The organism is Hydrogenovibrio sp., assembly GCF_965140365.1.
GTDB lineage: Bacteria > Pseudomonadota > Gammaproteobacteria > Thiomicrospirales > Thiomicrospiraceae > Hydrogenovibrio.
On sequence record NZ_OZ223196.1, the window covers coordinates 1,893,155 to 1,908,918 of the forward strand.

At 52.7% G+C, this 15,764-nt stretch carries 15 protein-coding genes and 1 tRNA gene; 12 read left to right on the top strand and 4 right to left on the bottom strand.

What is annotated here, in order from left to right; genetic code table 11:
- Nucleotides 1-12: 12 nt before the first annotated feature.
- Nucleotides 13-2,283, bottom strand: a complete 2,271-nt coding sequence (locus AC0KH7_RS09030) for a DUF1989 domain-containing protein (protein ID WP_472372704.1) — start codon at nucleotides 2,281-2,283, stop codon at nucleotides 13-15.
- A gap of 318 nt (nucleotides 2,284-2,601) precedes the next feature.
- On the opposite strand from AC0KH7_RS09030, the gene AC0KH7_RS09035 reads away from it, so the two are divergent.
- The 8 genes from AC0KH7_RS09035 to AC0KH7_RS09070 all read left to right on the top strand — a co-directional run bounded on the left by AC0KH7_RS09035 (nucleotide 2,602) and on the right by AC0KH7_RS09070 (nucleotide 9,801).
- Nucleotides 2,602-3,765 carry a sensor histidine kinase gene (locus AC0KH7_RS09035; RefSeq protein ID WP_472372706.1) on the top strand — a complete coding sequence of 388 codons (1,164 nt, stop codon included), beginning with the start codon at nucleotides 2,602-2,604 and terminating at the stop codon, nucleotides 3,763-3,765.
- Nucleotides 3,766-3,769: 4 nt separating this feature from the next.
- Nucleotides 3,770-4,465 carry a response regulator gene (locus tag AC0KH7_RS09040; protein ID WP_472372708.1) on the top strand — a complete coding sequence of 232 codons (696 nt, stop codon included), beginning with the start codon at nucleotides 3,770-3,772 and terminating at the stop codon, nucleotides 4,463-4,465.
- Nucleotides 4,462-5,250: a PAS domain-containing protein gene (locus AC0KH7_RS09045; RefSeq protein WP_472372710.1), complete on the top strand. Its 789-nt coding sequence runs from the start codon at nucleotides 4,462-4,464 to the stop codon at nucleotides 5,248-5,250. Before AC0KH7_RS09040 ends, AC0KH7_RS09045 begins: the two co-directional genes overlap by 4 nt.
- A gap of 161 nt (nucleotides 5,251-5,411) precedes the next feature.
- Nucleotides 5,412-6,785, top strand: coding sequence for a flavin-containing monooxygenase (locus AC0KH7_RS09050; protein WP_472372711.1), 1,374 nt, complete (start codon nucleotides 5,412-5,414; stop codon nucleotides 6,783-6,785).
- Between the two features lie 25 nt (nucleotides 6,786-6,810).
- Entirely contained in the window at nucleotides 6,811-7,377 is a 567-nt protein-coding gene (locus AC0KH7_RS09055; protein WP_472372713.1) for a dimethylamine monooxygenase subunit DmmA family protein, read from the top strand.
- Nucleotides 7,377-8,324: a PDR/VanB family oxidoreductase gene (locus AC0KH7_RS09060; RefSeq protein WP_472372715.1), complete on the top strand. Its 948-nt coding sequence runs from the start codon at nucleotides 7,377-7,379 to the stop codon at nucleotides 8,322-8,324. Before AC0KH7_RS09055 ends, AC0KH7_RS09060 begins: the two co-directional genes overlap by 1 nt.
- A gap of 16 nt (nucleotides 8,325-8,340) precedes the next feature.
- The gene (locus AC0KH7_RS09065) at nucleotides 8,341-9,360 is read left to right on the top strand and encodes a heme-dependent oxidative N-demethylase family protein (protein WP_472372717.1); all 1,020 of its coding nucleotides are present in this window, start codon (nucleotides 8,341-8,343) and stop codon (nucleotides 9,358-9,360) included.
- 84 nt (nucleotides 9,361-9,444) lie between these two features.
- Nucleotides 9,445-9,801 (top strand): cupin domain-containing protein, encoded by a 357-nt coding sequence (locus AC0KH7_RS09070; RefSeq protein ID WP_068650447.1) that lies wholly within the window; start codon nucleotides 9,445-9,447, stop codon nucleotides 9,799-9,801.
- Between the two features lie 75 nt (nucleotides 9,802-9,876).
- On the opposite strand, the gene AC0KH7_RS09075 is transcribed toward AC0KH7_RS09070, so the two are convergent.
- Complete coding sequence (locus AC0KH7_RS09075; RefSeq protein ID WP_068650448.1) at nucleotides 9,877-10,158, bottom strand: peptidylprolyl isomerase; 282 nt, start codon at nucleotides 10,156-10,158, stop codon at nucleotides 9,877-9,879.
- 118 nt (nucleotides 10,159-10,276) lie between these two features.
- Between AC0KH7_RS09075 and AC0KH7_RS09080 the strand changes: the two genes are divergently transcribed.
- From AC0KH7_RS09080 to AC0KH7_RS09095, 4 genes are all read left to right on the top strand, one after another.
- Nucleotides 10,277-11,347 carry a hydroxymethylglutaryl-CoA reductase gene (locus AC0KH7_RS09080; protein WP_472372719.1) on the top strand — a complete coding sequence of 357 codons (1,071 nt, stop codon included), beginning with the start codon at nucleotides 10,277-10,279 and terminating at the stop codon, nucleotides 11,345-11,347.
- A gap of 10 nt (nucleotides 11,348-11,357) precedes the next feature.
- The gene (gene fni / locus AC0KH7_RS09085; RefSeq protein ID WP_472372721.1) at nucleotides 11,358-12,389 is read left to right on the top strand and encodes a type 2 isopentenyl-diphosphate Delta-isomerase; all 1,032 of its coding nucleotides are present in this window, start codon (nucleotides 11,358-11,360) and stop codon (nucleotides 12,387-12,389) included.
- 19 nt (nucleotides 12,390-12,408) lie between these two features.
- A complete protein-coding gene (locus tag AC0KH7_RS09090; protein ID WP_472372723.1) occupies nucleotides 12,409-13,584 on the top strand; it encodes a hydroxymethylglutaryl-CoA synthase in 1,176 nt (391 codons plus the stop codon).
- A gap of 98 nt (nucleotides 13,585-13,682) precedes the next feature.
- A complete protein-coding gene (locus AC0KH7_RS09095) occupies nucleotides 13,683-14,633 on the top strand; it encodes an AEC family transporter (protein WP_472372725.1) in 951 nt (316 codons plus the stop codon).
- Between the two features lie 37 nt (nucleotides 14,634-14,670).
- On the opposite strand, the gene AC0KH7_RS09100 is transcribed toward AC0KH7_RS09095, so the two are convergent.
- Both AC0KH7_RS09100 and AC0KH7_RS09105 read right to left on the bottom strand, forming a co-directional pair.
- A tRNA-Ser gene (locus AC0KH7_RS09100) sits at nucleotides 14,671-14,761 on the bottom strand.
- A gap of 199 nt (nucleotides 14,762-14,960) precedes the next feature.
- Nucleotides 14,961-15,461, bottom strand: coding sequence for a GlcG/HbpS family heme-binding protein (locus AC0KH7_RS09105; protein WP_068650458.1), 501 nt, complete (start codon nucleotides 15,459-15,461; stop codon nucleotides 14,961-14,963).
- Between the last annotated feature and the right edge of the window lie 303 nt (nucleotides 15,462-15,764).

The following is a 15,764-nucleotide window of genomic DNA, read 5'->3' on the forward strand; positions in this document are numbered from 1 at the left end:
CCCATTTATGGATTAACTTCTCACCCGGGTTCGTTCCGGGTCGTAAAACGGCAAGGCCACTACTTTGGCCGGAATGCGTTTTTGCTGGCCGTCCAACTGCCCGACTTCCAGTTCGGTATCCACCGCAGCGAAATCCGGCGCCAGACGGCACAGCGCGATCTGTTTTTTCAAAATCGGCGAAAAGGTCGCGCTGGTGACAACGCCGACCGGGAAACGCCCGTTATAAATCTTGTCGCCGTGATGCACCGGTTCATTGCTTTGCACCGCCAGCCCCATCAATTTATGACGGCTTTCCGGTGCCTGACGCTCAATCGCCTGGCGCCCGACAAAATCTTCATCGTTGGTTTTCAGCGGCGTGGTAAAACCGATGCCCGCTTCAAACGGATTGGTTTCCGGGCAGAATTCATGCTCGGCGAAAATCAAACCGGCTTCGATGCGCAGCTTATCCAGTGCATCGAACCCCAAGGGCGCGATGCCGTACGCCTGACCGGCTTCCCAAATCACATCCCACAAGGTTTCCGCATCGTCCGGATGGCACCAGACTTCAAACCCCAGCTCCCCGGTGTAACCGGTACGGGATACCATTACCGGTGTTCCGGTCGGCCCGCCGAGGCGTCCGATGGTGAAATAGAACCAGGCCAGGTCGGCCACATCCGTTTGGTGTTCGGGCGTCCAAATCAGTTCTTGCAACAGCGCTCGGCTGTTTGGCCCTTGCACCGCGACATTGTGGAGCTGATCGGTCGATTCACGCACCGTGACCTGATGCCCGGTTTTCTCCGCCAACTCGCGTAGCCATTTGCCGGTATAAGGATCACCGCACACCCAACGGAACGCCTGGTCACTCATTTTGAACAAGGTGCCGTCATCGATCATGCCGCCGGTTTCGTTGCAAATCGCCGAATAGACGATTTCACCCACCGAAACGCGTCGGACATTACGGGTGATGGCATACTGCATGAACACTTCCGCATCCGAACCGACCACTTCGAACTTGCGCAGCGGTGTCAGGTCAATCATGGCGACCTTTTCACGGCACGCCAGATATTCGGCATTGACGCCCCAGCCTTCGTATTCGGTCGCCACCCAGTACCCCCGGTATTCGGCAAAATGTTTGGTGAGTTTCGACGTTCGACTGTGAAAGCCGGTTTGCTTGGTCATGCGGGACAACTCCTCTGGAATGGTTCGGTAAGCGATGGAACGGGTAAATTGTTCGTTCTCATCGTAGATTCGGACATGAATGTCGGTCGGATGCCAACCGTTGGCCGGGTCGATGTCATCCGGACAGGCCGACGAGGCACACAACAAATCCCGATTGGCTTTCAACAAAACGTAATCGCCGGGGCGAGACCAGGGTTCCGCAAACCCGATAGTGCCACACGGCTCGACATAGGTATTGAAAAAGAAATTAATCGCCGGCCAGCCGCTACGCGGTTGAATGCCGTATTTTTTCAAAGCGTTGTTGAAGTTCTCGGTACAACTGATGTGACCGAAATACCCCTGGTCTTCATAAAATTTCGGACTGCAGGCGAACAGGAAGCTGTCGTGACAACCGACCGTATCCTGAACCACTTCCAACATGGTTTGCTGGTCTTCGTCCATGAATTTGGAAAACAGGCCCGGTTGCGGTAAGGACAAGCCCATATTGGTTCGGGTCGCGGTGCCGTCGATCATCTTTTCTTGCCCGGCGTCCAATGCGGCTTTATCAAACGCGATGAAGTCGGAGCTTTGCTTGCCTTGCACGTCGATGATTTGAATCCACTGCCCGGCCTTCACTTCATAAGTGCGTGCGCTACTGTGCGGAACGCGGATTTCCTGTACCGGTTCAGCCAGCGGTTCCGGCAAATCAACCGGCGCCTGGGCATAATGCACCACCTTCAACTCGGTGGTCGGCTGATGAGAATCCACCGCCATTTTATCGCCTGCGGCCACCACAACCAGCGTGACATCCTGCTCGGGTGAAATATCCGGTAAGGCTTGCGCGGGAAAGGTGTAGGCATCATTCAAAACGGCCTCTTTCACCTGCCAACTCTGAAACCGATCTTTCAAACGCTCGGCAGCCTGACCGTTGTCGGCCATCAGGTTCAAAGTGCCATTCGCCGGACCGAGCGTCACGGCACCTGAAACAGGCAACCGATAACCGTTGTCGGAAACGAAGAATACTTCACATCCCTGACAACCATCGACCGAAGCCACTTGCACCCGTTCCCCCGCCTGAACCGACAGACAGATGGCGTCTTGTCCGGGAATGCGGTACTCCTTTACATAGGCATGTGTTTGCGTCATGATGTTGCTCTCACTGTGCTCAATAAACGATTTGGTACATAACAGCGCATTTGCACTCAATCAGTGCGATTTTGGAAAAAGATGCTGTGGCTTTTCCCGACAAACACTGAATGACCAAACCGATTTATTGATTCCTGATAATAAACAAAATTTACTGATATGATTTATTATTCAAGGACTTTGCACAATACTCCATTGGCAGTAACCCCAATGGAGTAGGCCTGAATTCCGACCGATGGCATGTTTGGTGCTACTTCTCACAACTGGGTAATAAATTGCACAATTAATGAGCCAAAAAGGTGAGCAAGGTGAGTCCGAATGGTTAACTTGGGACAACTGTTATCGTTCAACATTTCCACACTTTGGCATCGTTCTGTCCGCAAGACAAGGCCCCACGGCTTAAACGCGCTTGATTACTCCGATATCGCTTTCCAACTGGCCACCACTAACAACCTGAATCAACTGCTACCCAATCTGCTTTCCCAAAGCGCCTTGCAAGCCCAGTGCAGTGCCAAGCTGCCCCATTACGACAGTTTGTTCATTCTGACGCCGTTGGCCGGGCATAAATACCATGTGCATGCGCCCACGCACCTACCGCCCAATCCGCAATTGATGAATTATTTCGAATCCCTGCGCATCCGCACGCCGGGTGCCAGCAATTCGCAGCGCATCGACCAGGTGGGCGCACATAATATAGTGTTCTTCCCGTTAAAAAACCGTGAAAGTCATGAAGAAGCCTATCTGGTGGTGGTCTTCAAAGGCCCGGTTCCTACCGACAACCTGGCGGCAAACCGACTACGCCCATTCCGCAATGCATTACAAAAAGGGTTACAGGCACACCAAAAACACCGGCAACAAATCAACCAGGCCGTGCAACAGGAACGAGAAGCCCAAGCGGCCGATTTGCACGACTCCATCGCACAGATACTGAGTTATCTCAAAATGCGGGCTTACACCTTAAACAGCGCGTGCCTGGAACTGGAAGACCCGACTTTCCGCAAACTGAGCAAAGACATTGAACAGCAAATCGGCTTTGCGCACCGTCTGACCCGCGAGATGATTTCGTCCTCCCGCGTGACTTATGAGGAACCGCACCTTTCAAGCGCCATCGAAAACACCATGAATGAATTCGAGCAACTTTCCGGCATCGTCTTCGAGTTGGATAATCGGGCAAAAGAAGCGTTGGAAACCGTCTCTCACCCGAATGAAGTGTTGTTCATCGTTCGTGAAGCGCTCTGTAATCTGGTGCGGCACTCCCATGCCTCGCACGCGCGAATCGTCATCACCCATCACCCCGATGCCGACGTCAGCATCACCGTAGAAGACAACGGCATCGGTATCCGCCCGAATCCCGCCCGTAAGGACAGCTTCGGGCTCCGCATAATGGAAGAACGCGCCCGCAAACTGGGTGCCAAATTACAAATCGAAACGCGTCAGCAAGGTGGCACGCGCGTTTGTTTATGGCTATCAAGGAAACACTGACACCATGAAATCCTCCACGACAGCGAATGCTATCGTCGTCGACGACCACCCACTGTTCCGACGCGGCGTCGTTGAACTGCTGAATGAAAGCGACCGTTTTGACGTCATGCAATCCTACGGATCGGCATTGGACTTGATTGAAGACATGCCGGAGATACCGCCCGACTTATTGCTGCTGGATTTACAGATGCCCGATATGAGCGGCATTGAAGCCCTGAAAGCCCTACGCCCACAACTGACGGACACCAAAATCGTCATGCTGACGGTGTCGATGGACAGCCAAAGCCTGATGGAAGCCATCAGCATTGGCGCCGACGGTTATCTGCTGAAAGACACCGACTCCGAACAGATTCTCGACCATCTCTCGGCGGTACTGGCCGGCAAAATCGCCATCGACGAATCCGCCGTGACCTTATTGGCCCAGGGCATTCGTTCTCAAAACCATCCGATGCCCACTCAGCGTGAACCGGAAACCCACGAGGACATTCTCAACGACCTGACCGAACGCGAACGCCAGACGCTCGAATTGATTTCAAAGGGTCTCAGCAATAAGCTGATTGCCCGCGAACTCGGCATCAGCGACGGCACGGTCAAAGTGTACGTCAAGAACCTGCTACGCAAACTCGACCTGCATTCCCGGTTGGAACTGGCGGCTTGGAATCATCGCCTGAAAGCGTCGCAAACGGACGAACCATCATGACCGCCTGGCTGCAAAACGCGGCCGATTGGCTGCGAAGCCCCCACAGCTTAAATCTGGAAACGCTGATCGACAGCCTCAACGACGCCGTCATCGTCATCGAAAAACACAATCGGTTGCAATACGCCAACCGCCATTGGTCACAATTGACGGGTCACGCCTCCGCCGACTGTCAGCACCAACCCTTCACCCAGTTCATCCACCCGGAGGATCGCGTCAACTGGCAGATCGCATTCCAGAAATTTCACCAGGCCTGCGACAGTCAATTGTTATGGCTACGCATTCTTGATAAAGAGGATGTGGTGCATTGGTGCGAAATACGGGTGCAGCCGCTGTTGCCCGGCCGGCCTTATCCGTTGAGCGCCACTCTGTGCGACATTACCCCGCAAATCCGTTCCGACCAAATCAAGGAAGCCCGCTACCGCAGCCTGAACCGTTTGGTCGACCGAGTGCCCGCGATGATTTACCGTTCCCGCAACAACATTCACTGGACCATGGAATTTGTCAGCGACGGCTGCCGGGAACTGACGGGGTACTCTCCGGAGAAAATGATCAATAACGCCGAGCTGTCCTACGGCTCGCTGATTCACGACGAGGACCAGGAAGACGTCTGGTGCAATGTTCAAAAATCCATACAGGACAATCGTTGTTTTGAAATCGCTTACCGTTTGCGCCACGCGGACGGTCATACCCGCCAAGTGTACGAAAAAGGCTGTGCCATTTATTCCGACACCGGTTCCATTCTCGGCATTGAAGGGGTGATTTTCGCCTTGGACACCCTGCTTTAACACACCGACTACCCCACTCGCATACCCCGTTACCCTTTTAGAGTTACTAACTCTTAGGAATATCCAACCCCGGATAAATCCATTAACTTATCTCCCAACGAAGCAAAGAAACTTTTTTTCTTTAAAAGAATTATCTATTCATTTCATTAGGAGACATCACCATGACAAAACGTGTTGCAATTATCGGAGCAGGCCCTAGCGGACTGGCACAACTGAGAGCTTTCCAATCCGCCCAAGCCAAAGGAGCGGATATTCCTGAACTGGTTTGTTTTGAAAAGCAAAGCGATTGGGGCGGTTTGTGGAATTACACCTGGCGCACCGGCCTGGACGAAAACGGCGAACCGGTGCATTGCAGTATGTATCGCTACCTATGGTCGAATGGGCCTAAGGAATGTTTGGAGTTCGCGGATTACACCTTCGACGAACATTTCGGCAAACCCATCGCCTCTTACCCGCCGCGTGAAGTGCTGTGGGATTACATTAAAGGCCGCGTCGAAAAAGCCGGTGTCCGCGATTACATCCGTTTCAATACCGTGGTCCGCAACGTTTCATACGACGACGCCACCGAAACCTTCACCGTCACGGTTCAAGACCACAATGAAGACGAAATCTATTCCGAAGAATTCGATTATGTGATTTCCGCCTCCGGCCACTTTTCCACACCGAAAGTGCCTGAATTCGAAGGTTTCCAGACTTTCGGCGGCCGCATCCTGCACGCTCACGATTTCCGCGATGCCTTGGAGTTCAAAGGCAAAGACATCCTGTTGGTCGGTGCCAGTTACTCGGCAGAAGACATCGGATCACAATGTTATAAATACGGCGCCAAAAGCATCACCACCTGTTATCGCTCGGCACCGATGAATTATAAATGGCCTGAAAACTGGGAAGAAAGACCGCTTTTGGAGCGCGTCGACACCCATCGTGCCTATTTCGCCGACGGCAGTTCCAAGAAAATCGACGCCATTATCCTATGTACCGGATATTTGCACCACTTCCCATATCTGCCGGATTCCCTACGCTTGGTGACGGACAACCGCCTTTGGCCGCTTGACCTCTATAAAGGCGTGGTCTGGGAAGACAATCCGAAGTTCTTTTATCTCGGCATGCAAGACCAGTGGTACACCTTCAATATGTTTGACGCCCAGGCCTGGTATGTCCGCGACATCATTCTCGGACGCATTCCATTGCCAAGCAAAGCGGAAATGACCCAAAACTCCCAGGCCTGGCGGGAAAAGGAACTGACGCTGGAAACTGCGGAAGAAATGTATACCTTCCAAGGCGACTACATCCAAGAACTGATTGACGCCACCGATTATCCGTCTTTCGATATTCCAGCCGTCAACCAGACCTTCCTGGAATGGAAACACCACAAGAAGGAAAACATCATGACCTTCCGCGATCACTCCTACCGTTCTTTGATGACCGGCACCATGTCGCCAAAACATCACACACCGTGGATTGATGCGCTGGACGATTCGCTTGAGGCATACCTAGCGGACGGCCCTCAGGATGAAAAAATCGCGTCCAACCAATAACACGGTCAAAAATTAGGAGGCGTTTATGCAACCCGTTCCCAGTATCAAAAGTCGGCCGGTCTATGAAGACATCCGCATAGACCCGGCCGTGCAAAAACATCTGTTCATCGCGCAAACCGGCAGCTTCGACAAATTGGCGAAAATCTACCAGGCCTGCCCGAGTGATAAAAGTTGCTGGATTGTCGGCGACGACACTCAGGAAAGCCTGCCCGACAACAGCCGTTTCGTATCGCAAGATGGCATCGACACAGTCTTCGGCGAGCAGTTTGCCGACCTGCCGATTTCCAGCCATATTTACGTGGCCGGACAAAACGAATCGTTTTTGTGGGACATCCACAACCTCGCCACCCGCGCCGGTCTGGCGTCGGAACAAGTGAAGATGTTCGAACCCGTCACCAACCAGAGACGGCTGTTCTGCACCCATTGCTACACCCGCACCGAGGGCGTGACCCATTCGCCTTACAAATGCCCGGGCTGCGGCCGCCTATTGTTGGTTCGTGACCATTTTTCCCGCATCCATGCGGCCTACGTCGGTGTCATCATCAATGCGGAAGACCCGAACGACATTCCCGAAACAGAGGAGTTGAGCTAATGAGTGCCGCTATGAAAGTCAATGTCAGCGCCGTCCGTAAAGTGGCGCCGACCATCAAGGAATTCACCTTGACGCCGGTTGACGGTGAATTCTTTCCCTTTTCACCCGGTTCCCACATTGTGGTGGAAATGCAGGCCGAGAGTAAAACCATCCGCAACGCTTACTCCTTGTTGAGCGACCCGATGGACAACCGTCAATATCGCATAGCAGTTCGCTTGCAACCCGAATCGCGTGGCGGTTCCGAATTCATGCACCAGAAGGTACACGAAGGCGACGAATTGACGATTACACCGCCGAACAATCTGTTCTCGCCGGACTGGCGAGCCAAAAAACACGTCTTCTTCGCCGGGGGTGTCGGCATCACACCGTTTATGTCGTACATTCCAGAGATGCTTCGTCGAGACGCGGACTTCGAACTGCACTATATGTATCGCAGCACTCAGACTGGCGCCTATGTGGAAGCACTCCGCGAGATGATTGGCGAGCGTTTGCACACCTACGATTCCATCACCTCCAGCCGGGCGGAGATCGCCGACATCATGGCCCAATGCCCGCAAGGAACGCATCTTTACATCTGCGGGCCGGAATCGCTGATCGATACGGTGCGTTACCGGGGCCAACAAACCGGTTGGCCAGCGTCCCACATCCATTACGAAGCCTTTGCCGCGCCGAAACCCGGCAAACCCTTTGTAGCGGAATTGAAGAAATCCGGCAAAACCATTTATGTACCGGAAGACCAATCGCTTCTGGAAGCGCTGGAGGCCAACGAAGTCGAAATACCGAACCTGTGCCGTGGCGGCGTTTGCGGCCAGTGCATGAGTCCGGTATTGGATGGCGATATCGAACATCGGGATGAGTTCCTGTCCGAAAAAGAAAAGGCCGGCAACCGTTGCATTATGCCTTGCGTGTCACGCGCCAAGTCCGGCCGGTTACATCTAGACATTTAAACAAAGGAAATTGACGATGAGATTAGCACCCAAACCCGTACAAACCTTCCGGAACGATTTCACCTACACCAACAGTGAAGAAGCCATTAAACGCTTTCCGTTCCCCTTTCCGGAAGACGAATACATGTATTCGGTCAATATCGAACCCCACGCCCTGCCCGGACCGGAAGGCTCGGTCTACGAACACCTGTTCGACATCGACGAACACTACCTGTCGGAAATGGCGGAACGCAAACAGGTTCTGGCCGAAAACCCGAAACGCTGCCTGGCCATGGAGCACATGGACCTTGCCTGTTGGGATTTCATCGACCGCGCCATGACGACCATGGCGCAAGATTACCCGAATTATTTCACGTTAGAAAAAGATGGAGAACATTGGACATGGGAAAACAAACTACTCAGCATCAAAGACACCTTCACCTTCGGCGACAGCCAAACGCTACCGCAACCCCCGATGGAATACATGGGCTGTCAGGTGCAAGGCGATATCGCCCTGCTCGACCAACGGGACAACGACCTGTTTATGGACGCGGGCATCATCACCTGCCCAGCGGATTGGTCTCTAGCGTTCGACGCTGGTATGAGCTTTTCGCAATGGCATGGTCCAGTCCCTCTGGCGCATGAGGCCGGCATCTTTGATCGGGCCTTGAAATACCTGACCGCCATCCCCGTCAACCAGCCGGTGCGTCGTTTGAACTGGACACTGACCATCAACGCCCGTATGGACACCTCACCGGAAACCTATCCGAACTGGGGCACCGACCGCGACAGCGTCACGCCGGAAAACGTCGGCGAAAAAGTCTATCTTCGCGTCGAACTTCAGGTGTTGGATCGCATGCCGCGAAGCAATGCGCTGATGTTCAGCATCCGCACCTACCTGATCAGCATGAACGACCTAGTCACCAACCCGGAATGGGCCAAACGCATGCACCGCGTCATGAAAACCCTGCCGGAAGAGTTGATTGAATACAAAGGCTTAACCCGCTATCACCCCATCCTGTTGGACTGGCTGAAACAGTTCGATTTGGAAAACTGATACACACGAATCATTGTTTACCCGCTCGGCGGCAGCGCCGGGCGATTTTTATCACGCACTCAAACTGTAGTAAAGGAGAACGTCATGGCGATGACACATTACCCACAAGCGACGAAACGTACCGAAATCCCGAGCATGGGCGTTAATAACTGCAATGCCTTCCTAACGGATTTGGTGGTTTCCGAAGACCCGGACAAGACCATTGTCGGCGGTTTTTTCAAAATGGAGAAATCCGATGAGCCGTTGGTGTACACCTACACCTATCATGAAATGAAAATCATCGTCGAAGGCGAAATGATCATTTCCGACGAAACCGGTCAAGAAGTCCATGCCCGAGTCGGGGATGTCTTTCATTTCCCGAAAGGCAGCGTCATCACCTTCCAGTCCCCAAGTGTCGGATTAGGTTTCTTCTGCGGTCAACGTCGCGAAGGCGAGGGCTAAGTTAATTTAACCAACCCCACAAACTAAAAAACGGCCAGACCTGGCCGTTTTTAAAGGTGAGTCAAACCGAGTGGTTTATTCGGTTCTATCCGTCACTTCTACCAAGTGATAACCGAATTGAGTCTTGATTGGCCCTTCCAAAGAACCGACCTCGGCCGAAAAACAGACCTTATCAAATTCCGGCACCATCATGCCCGGTCCGAATTGTCCTAAATCGCCACCGCTACGGCTGGATGGACACTGAGAATTATCACGCGCCACATCGGCAAAATCCGCACCCTCTTCAATTTGTTTTTTCAACGCTAACGCTTTTTCTTCGGTGTCGACAAGAATGTGTCTTGCGGTCGCTAATGCCATTTTTACTTTCCTTTTCATTTCGATGGTTCCCAACATCCGGTTTCGATATCCGAAAAGCCAGGCTTCACCATCATTTTTTCAATCAATCACTGCTTAAGTTCGCATATAATACCCCAATATGAAAAATGAATCATCCGACAAAATGTCCACGCACTTTGCACAGATTCCCATGCAGTCGGTCGGTCCGTTCAAACTCATCGGCGAGGTGAACACCGACGACCTAATGGTGCCGATGGCGACCTATGAATCGCCATTATGGCCCTCCGTGGCACGTGGCGCGCGCGTGACCCACCATGCCGGCGGCATTCGCGTCACCGTCATCGACGAACGGATGACCCGCTCGGTACTGCTGGAAGCACCGAATGCCGAAATTGCCCTGCGCGACACCCGCGCTTTGCAACAACGTCAGGATGACTTACAGGCCGTCGTATCGGAATCCAGCCGCTTTGCGAAACTGTTGGACACCCATGTGCAAATTGTCGGCAAACTGATTTATTTACGTTTGGAGTTCCACACCGGCGACGCTTCCGGCCACAATATGGTCACCAATGCCGCCGATCGTCTGATCCCGTGGATTCTGCAACAATACCCGGAACTGGATTATGTTTCCATTTCCGCCAATTACTGCACGGACAAAAAAGTCTCCGCGGTCAACGGCATTCTGGGACGCGGTAAAAACGTGGTGTGCGAAACCACCCTTCCCCGCAAACTGTGCCAACGTTTTCTGAAAACCACCCCCGAAGCCTTGGTGGATTTGCACATCAAAAAAGACCTGATCGGCAGCATTGTTTCCGGCGGCTTGCGCAGTGCCAACGCCCATGTGGCGAATATGCTGCTCGGTTTTTACCTCGCCACCGGACAGGATGCCGCTAATATCGTCGAAGGCTCACAAGCCATCAACCATGCGGAAGTCACGCCGGACGGCGACCTGTATTTTTCCACCACCTTACCGAATCTGATTGTCGGCACCGTCGGCAACGGTAAAGGCTTGGACTTCGTTTTGGACAACCTCAAACAATTGGGCTGTGACGACAAAACCGCCAGGCCTGGTCAAAATGCCCGTCGCCTGGCCTGCATTGCCGGCGCCACCGCTTTATGCGGTGAGCTGTCGTTACTGGCGGCCCAAACCAATCCCGGCGAATTGATGGCCGCACATTTAAAGCTTGAACGTCAAGCCGACTCTGATTAACGGCGGCATCATGACCGATTCGAACATCACACAGCGCAAGCAGGATCACATCCATTATTTATTAGAGGATGCCGAGATCGAGCGTGGACAATCCGGTTTTGAGCGCATCCAGTTGACGCACCGCGGCCTGCCGGAATGCGACTTCGCCGATATCGACAGCCGTACCGACTTTCTTGGCAAACCGTTGTCCAGTCCACTACTGATTTCCTCCATGACCGGCGGTGCTTCCGCGACTTTGCAAGCCATTAATCGCCGTCTGGCCGAAGCGGCCGAAGCCAGTGGAGTCGCCATGGCCGTGGGATCGCAACGCGCCATGATCCAACACGATTCGGCCCGCGCCAGCTTCGAACTGCGTCAATACGCGCCATCGGTGCCATTGATTGCCAATATGGGGGCCGTGCAATTGAATTACGGCTTCGGCCTGGACGAAGCGCGACGCATGGTGGACACTCTGGAAGCGGATGCGCTTTACCTGCACCTCAACCCTTTGCAGGAAGTCATTCAACCGGAAGGCAATACCAATTTCGCTCAGTTGACGGATAAAATCGCGCAACTGGCCGAAGCCCTTTCGGTGCCGATTATTCTGAAAGAAGTCGGTTGCGGTTTATCCGCTAAAGACATCGAACGGGGCTTGTCCGCCGGCATTCAATGGTTCGATCTCGCCGGGCGCGGCGGCACCTCCTGGAGCCGCATCGAAGCGCACCGGGCGCATTCCAGCCCGAAAGCCAGTTTGGGCGAAACCTTTCAAGATTGGGGGTTAACCACGCCGCAAGCCCTGCTGCAAGCCCGCCCGTTTCAGGACCGAGCGCACTTTATTGCCAGCGGCGGAATTCGCAATGGCATCGACATGATTAAATCGGTTATAATGGGCGGCCAAATTTGCGGGGTAGCGGCGCCGTTACTGAAACCGGCGATGGATTCCACCGTTGCAACTCAAGCAAAAATAGAACAATTGAAGCAGGAATTCCGCACCGCGCAATTTCTGCTGGGCGCACCGACACTGGCGGATGTATTTTTAAACGATTCACTGATAGAGCCGTAACGGAATTTCCTTTTAACGCATGAAAGTAGGTATTGATCTCATTCACTTCGCGACCTCGGATTACGCTCTGGGGCTGGACACCTTTGCCGAGGAAAAAGGAACCGACGTCAATAAGTACCACATTGGTATCGGCCAGGAACAAATGTCCATTGCGCCGCCGGATGAAGACATCGTGACCTTGTCCGCCAAAGCGGCGGCTCCGATTATTGAACAAATCGACCGTAACGCCATCACTGCTGTGTTATTCGCCACGGAATCGGGCGTGGACCAATCCAAATCCGCCGGCGCTTTCCTGCACGGTTTGTTGAATCTATCCAACCGTTGCCGAGTGGTGGAATTCAAACACGCCTGCTACGCCGGCACCGCGGCGTTGCAAATGGCCACCACCATGGTCAAAGCCAACCCGAAGGAAACCATTCTGGTCATTGCCGCCGACATCGCCAAATACGACGTGGACTCGTCCGGCGAAGCCACTCAGGGCTGCGGAGCCGTCGCCATGCTGGTCAAAGAAGCACCGCGCATTCTGGCCATCGAACCCGGTTCCGGCTATTACACCGACGATGTCATGGACTTCTGGCGCCCGAACAAACGCACCACCGCATTGGTGGACGGTAAATACTCCACCAAAGTGTACCTGAACAGCTTGAAGCAGGCCTGGGAACATTTCGTGGAAGAAACCGGTCGTCATTTTGACGATTTCGATGCCTTTTGTTACCACATTCCCTTTTCGCGCATGACCGAAAAAGCGCATAAAACACTGGTCAAAAAAGTCGGAGCCAAGCTGACACCCGATACCTTCCGCGAACAAACCGCGCCAGGACAAGTTTACAACCGTCTGGTGGGCAACAGCTACAGCGCCTCTTTATTCATTGGTTTCTGTTCGTTTTTGGATAACGCCGTTCAGGATTTGACCGGCAAGCGTTTTGGCTTCTTCAGCTACGGTTCCGGCTGTGTCGCGGAATTTTTCAGCGGCATCATCCAGCCCGGATACCAACAGCACTTAATGACCGAAAGCCATCGCCAACAGATCGATTCTCGTCAGCCGTTGGATTACCAACAATATCTGGCGTTTTACCATCAAACCGACAGCGATGTGGAAAATATTGCTTTCCCGCACAACAATAAAGGGCCTTTCCGTTTGGCAGGCATCGAAAACCATATCCGTCGCTACGAATCAAACTCTCAGCCGGCCTAACGCACGACCTTTTCCGCCCAGCAAAAATAACTTCCTGCTAAAATCGACGTTACGTTAATATCCTAAACAAAGCATCTCTTGCTTCTAACAGGGGTTACATGTCGTCGCTGAATACCTTTCCGGCCATTGCTGTATTGATTGCTCTGATTTCACTGGTGGTCGCTTTACGCACCGCTGGATTGCTGAAAGCCGATCATGGCCCTCTTTTTGCCAGCATCGTTACCCACATAACACTCCCGGCCACCATCTTTTACGCCCTCGCCCATGCCCGCGATTTGCAATGGGATTATGCCCTAGTGGTGCTGTTTCTATTCGTCGCCGAAGTGGTTTTATTAGCTTTGGCCTGGTGGCTGGGCCGTGCTCTTAAGTTGTCACGAGCGCAACTAGGCAGTTTTATGCTGGCGTCGGCTTTCGGCAGTTCAGCGTTACTGGGCTACGCTCTGGTTGGGCAGCTTTTTCCCAACAATATCGAAGCCTTGTCCGAAGCCGTCTTTATTTCTGAGTTGGGTGTCGGGGTCGGCTTGTTTACCGTGGGCACACTAGTCGCGATTCACTTTGGGCAACAGGAAGGTCAAGTCGGCTCGGTGGCAAGCAGTCTTTGGGTGTTTGCCAAATCCCCGATTTTTCTGTCCATTCTGGCCGGTTTCGCCTATGGGCAATTACAAGCCCCCTTGGAAGGATTCTTTTTCAAAGAAGTCTTTTCGGCCATTCATTTAATCGCCCAAGCCAATACCTTTTTCGTCATTCTCACCATTGGGGTCATGCTGCAGTTTCATGGCCTAGGAGCCGTGATCGGCTTAGCCACCATCGCGATTTTGCTAAAACTGCTGGTGAGTCCATTCCTAGTGTGGCTGCCTTCTTTGGCGATACCGCTGCAAGACTGGCAACAGGATGTGATGTTACTGGAAGCTGCAATGCCTTCGGCCTTATTAAGCGTTGTCTTGGCCGCACGCTATGGATGCGATGCACATTTGGCCTCAAAACTGGTCTACCTCACCACATTAGTCAGTGCCGGTTCGATATTACTGGTATTGGGAATATTGGGCTGACTTAGAAAGTCACAAACAATTAAGAAAAGGAAAATAATGGCGGATAGCGAGGGATTCGAACCCTCGATAGGCTATTAACCTATACACGCTTTCCAGGCGTGCTCCTTCAACCGCTCAGACAGCTATCCGAAAGAAGTGGCGTATTTTACTGTCAAATTCTCACAAAGTCTAGCCTCGAATGAAAAATTATCCTCCTCCCGTGCGCTGGACGATATTCCTTTGAGTTGGGTCAGCCAGACAAGCATAAAAAAACCGGCACTCGGGCCGGTTAAGGAGAAACAAAACCGACCAGGCCTGGCCGATTTTTAAATCACGATCATGACGTGATTACATCATTTCCAAATCCATTTGTACGGCTTCCACACCGGCCGCCGCACATTTTTCATCGTCCATACCGTCCGGCGCACCACTGACACCCACAGCGCCATACAGTTTGCCTCCAGCCGTAATCGGAACGGAACCGGCCATAAAGGCCAAGCCTTCACCCATGGTTTGCAACGGGCTGTTGGCACGTCCGCTTAATTGAGAACCTTTCACGTTGAACATCACGGCCGTATAGGCTTTTTTCTCACTGATGGACCAGGAAACCGGCGGAGCCATGGTGTCACGTAACTTCGCTTGTGGAATTCCGTTACGCTCGACAACGGTGACACTGACTGGAATGCCTTTTTCACGGCAAGCCTCAATCGTGGCCGTTGCGATTTTATTGGCGACATCCATGGTCAGACGGCTGACATTAACAGCCATATCTTCGGCTTGAACAGGCAAAGCGGCAGACACACCAATAGCGGCGGCCAAGCTCAATTGCGTTAGTTTTTTCATTTTCATACTCGCTCCAAAGTAGTGTTTAAGTCAAAGACAGAGGTTTTCATGCCGAGCCAACACCCTTGTGACCCGCGCTAACGTATTTAGGAGATACAGTTTTTAATTCTAAAGATTTTTACCCTCAAGTAAAACGCTCGCTTGGGAGGCGCACCCAAAACCCGACCGCCGTTACAGCACTTTTCCTTTAAAACAAGCGTTTTTCGTGGGCTGAAGGACATTGTGAAAAGATTATGCAAACCTTCGAAAAAAGGAAACTGGACTCGTTTTCGAGCGGCATTCGTTATAATAAGCGGAACGAAACAAACG

Excerpts from the sequence above, each read along its gene's own strand:
- AC0KH7_RS09030 (WP_472372704.1), bottom strand. The coding sequence starts at position 2,283 with ATGACGCAAACACATGCCTATGTAAAGGAGTACCGCATTCCCGGACAA.
- AC0KH7_RS09035 (WP_472372706.1), top strand. The coding sequence starts at position 2,602 with ATGGTTAACTTGGGACAACTGTTATCGTTCAACATTTCCACACTTTGG.
- AC0KH7_RS09040 (WP_472372708.1), top strand. The coding sequence starts at position 3,770 with ATGAAATCCTCCACGACAGCGAATGCTATCGTCGTCGACGACCACCCA.
- AC0KH7_RS09045 (WP_472372710.1), top strand. The coding sequence starts at position 4,462 with ATGACCGCCTGGCTGCAAAACGCGGCCGATTGGCTGCGAAGCCCCCAC.
- AC0KH7_RS09050 (WP_472372711.1), top strand. The coding sequence starts at position 5,412 with ATGACAAAACGTGTTGCAATTATCGGAGCAGGCCCTAGCGGACTGGCA.
- AC0KH7_RS09055 (WP_472372713.1), top strand. The coding sequence starts at position 6,811 with ATGCAACCCGTTCCCAGTATCAAAAGTCGGCCGGTCTATGAAGACATC.
- AC0KH7_RS09060 (WP_472372715.1), top strand. The coding sequence starts at position 7,377 with ATGAGTGCCGCTATGAAAGTCAATGTCAGCGCCGTCCGTAAAGTGGCG.
- AC0KH7_RS09065 (WP_472372717.1), top strand. The coding sequence starts at position 8,341 with ATGAGATTAGCACCCAAACCCGTACAAACCTTCCGGAACGATTTCACC.
- AC0KH7_RS09070 (WP_068650447.1), top strand. The coding sequence starts at position 9,445 with ATGGCGATGACACATTACCCACAAGCGACGAAACGTACCGAAATCCCG.
- AC0KH7_RS09075 (WP_068650448.1), bottom strand. The coding sequence starts at position 10,158 with ATGGCATTAGCGACCGCAAGACACATTCTTGTCGACACCGAAGAAAAA.
- AC0KH7_RS09080 (WP_472372719.1), top strand. The coding sequence starts at position 10,277 with ATGAAAAATGAATCATCCGACAAAATGTCCACGCACTTTGCACAGATT.
- fni (WP_472372721.1), top strand. The coding sequence starts at position 11,358 with ATGACCGATTCGAACATCACACAGCGCAAGCAGGATCACATCCATTAT.
- AC0KH7_RS09090 (WP_472372723.1), top strand. The coding sequence starts at position 12,409 with ATGAAAGTAGGTATTGATCTCATTCACTTCGCGACCTCGGATTACGCT.
- AC0KH7_RS09095 (WP_472372725.1), top strand. The coding sequence starts at position 13,683 with ATGTCGTCGCTGAATACCTTTCCGGCCATTGCTGTATTGATTGCTCTG.
- AC0KH7_RS09105 (WP_068650458.1), bottom strand. The coding sequence starts at position 15,461 with ATGAAAATGAAAAAACTAACGCAATTGAGCTTGGCCGCCGCTATTGGT.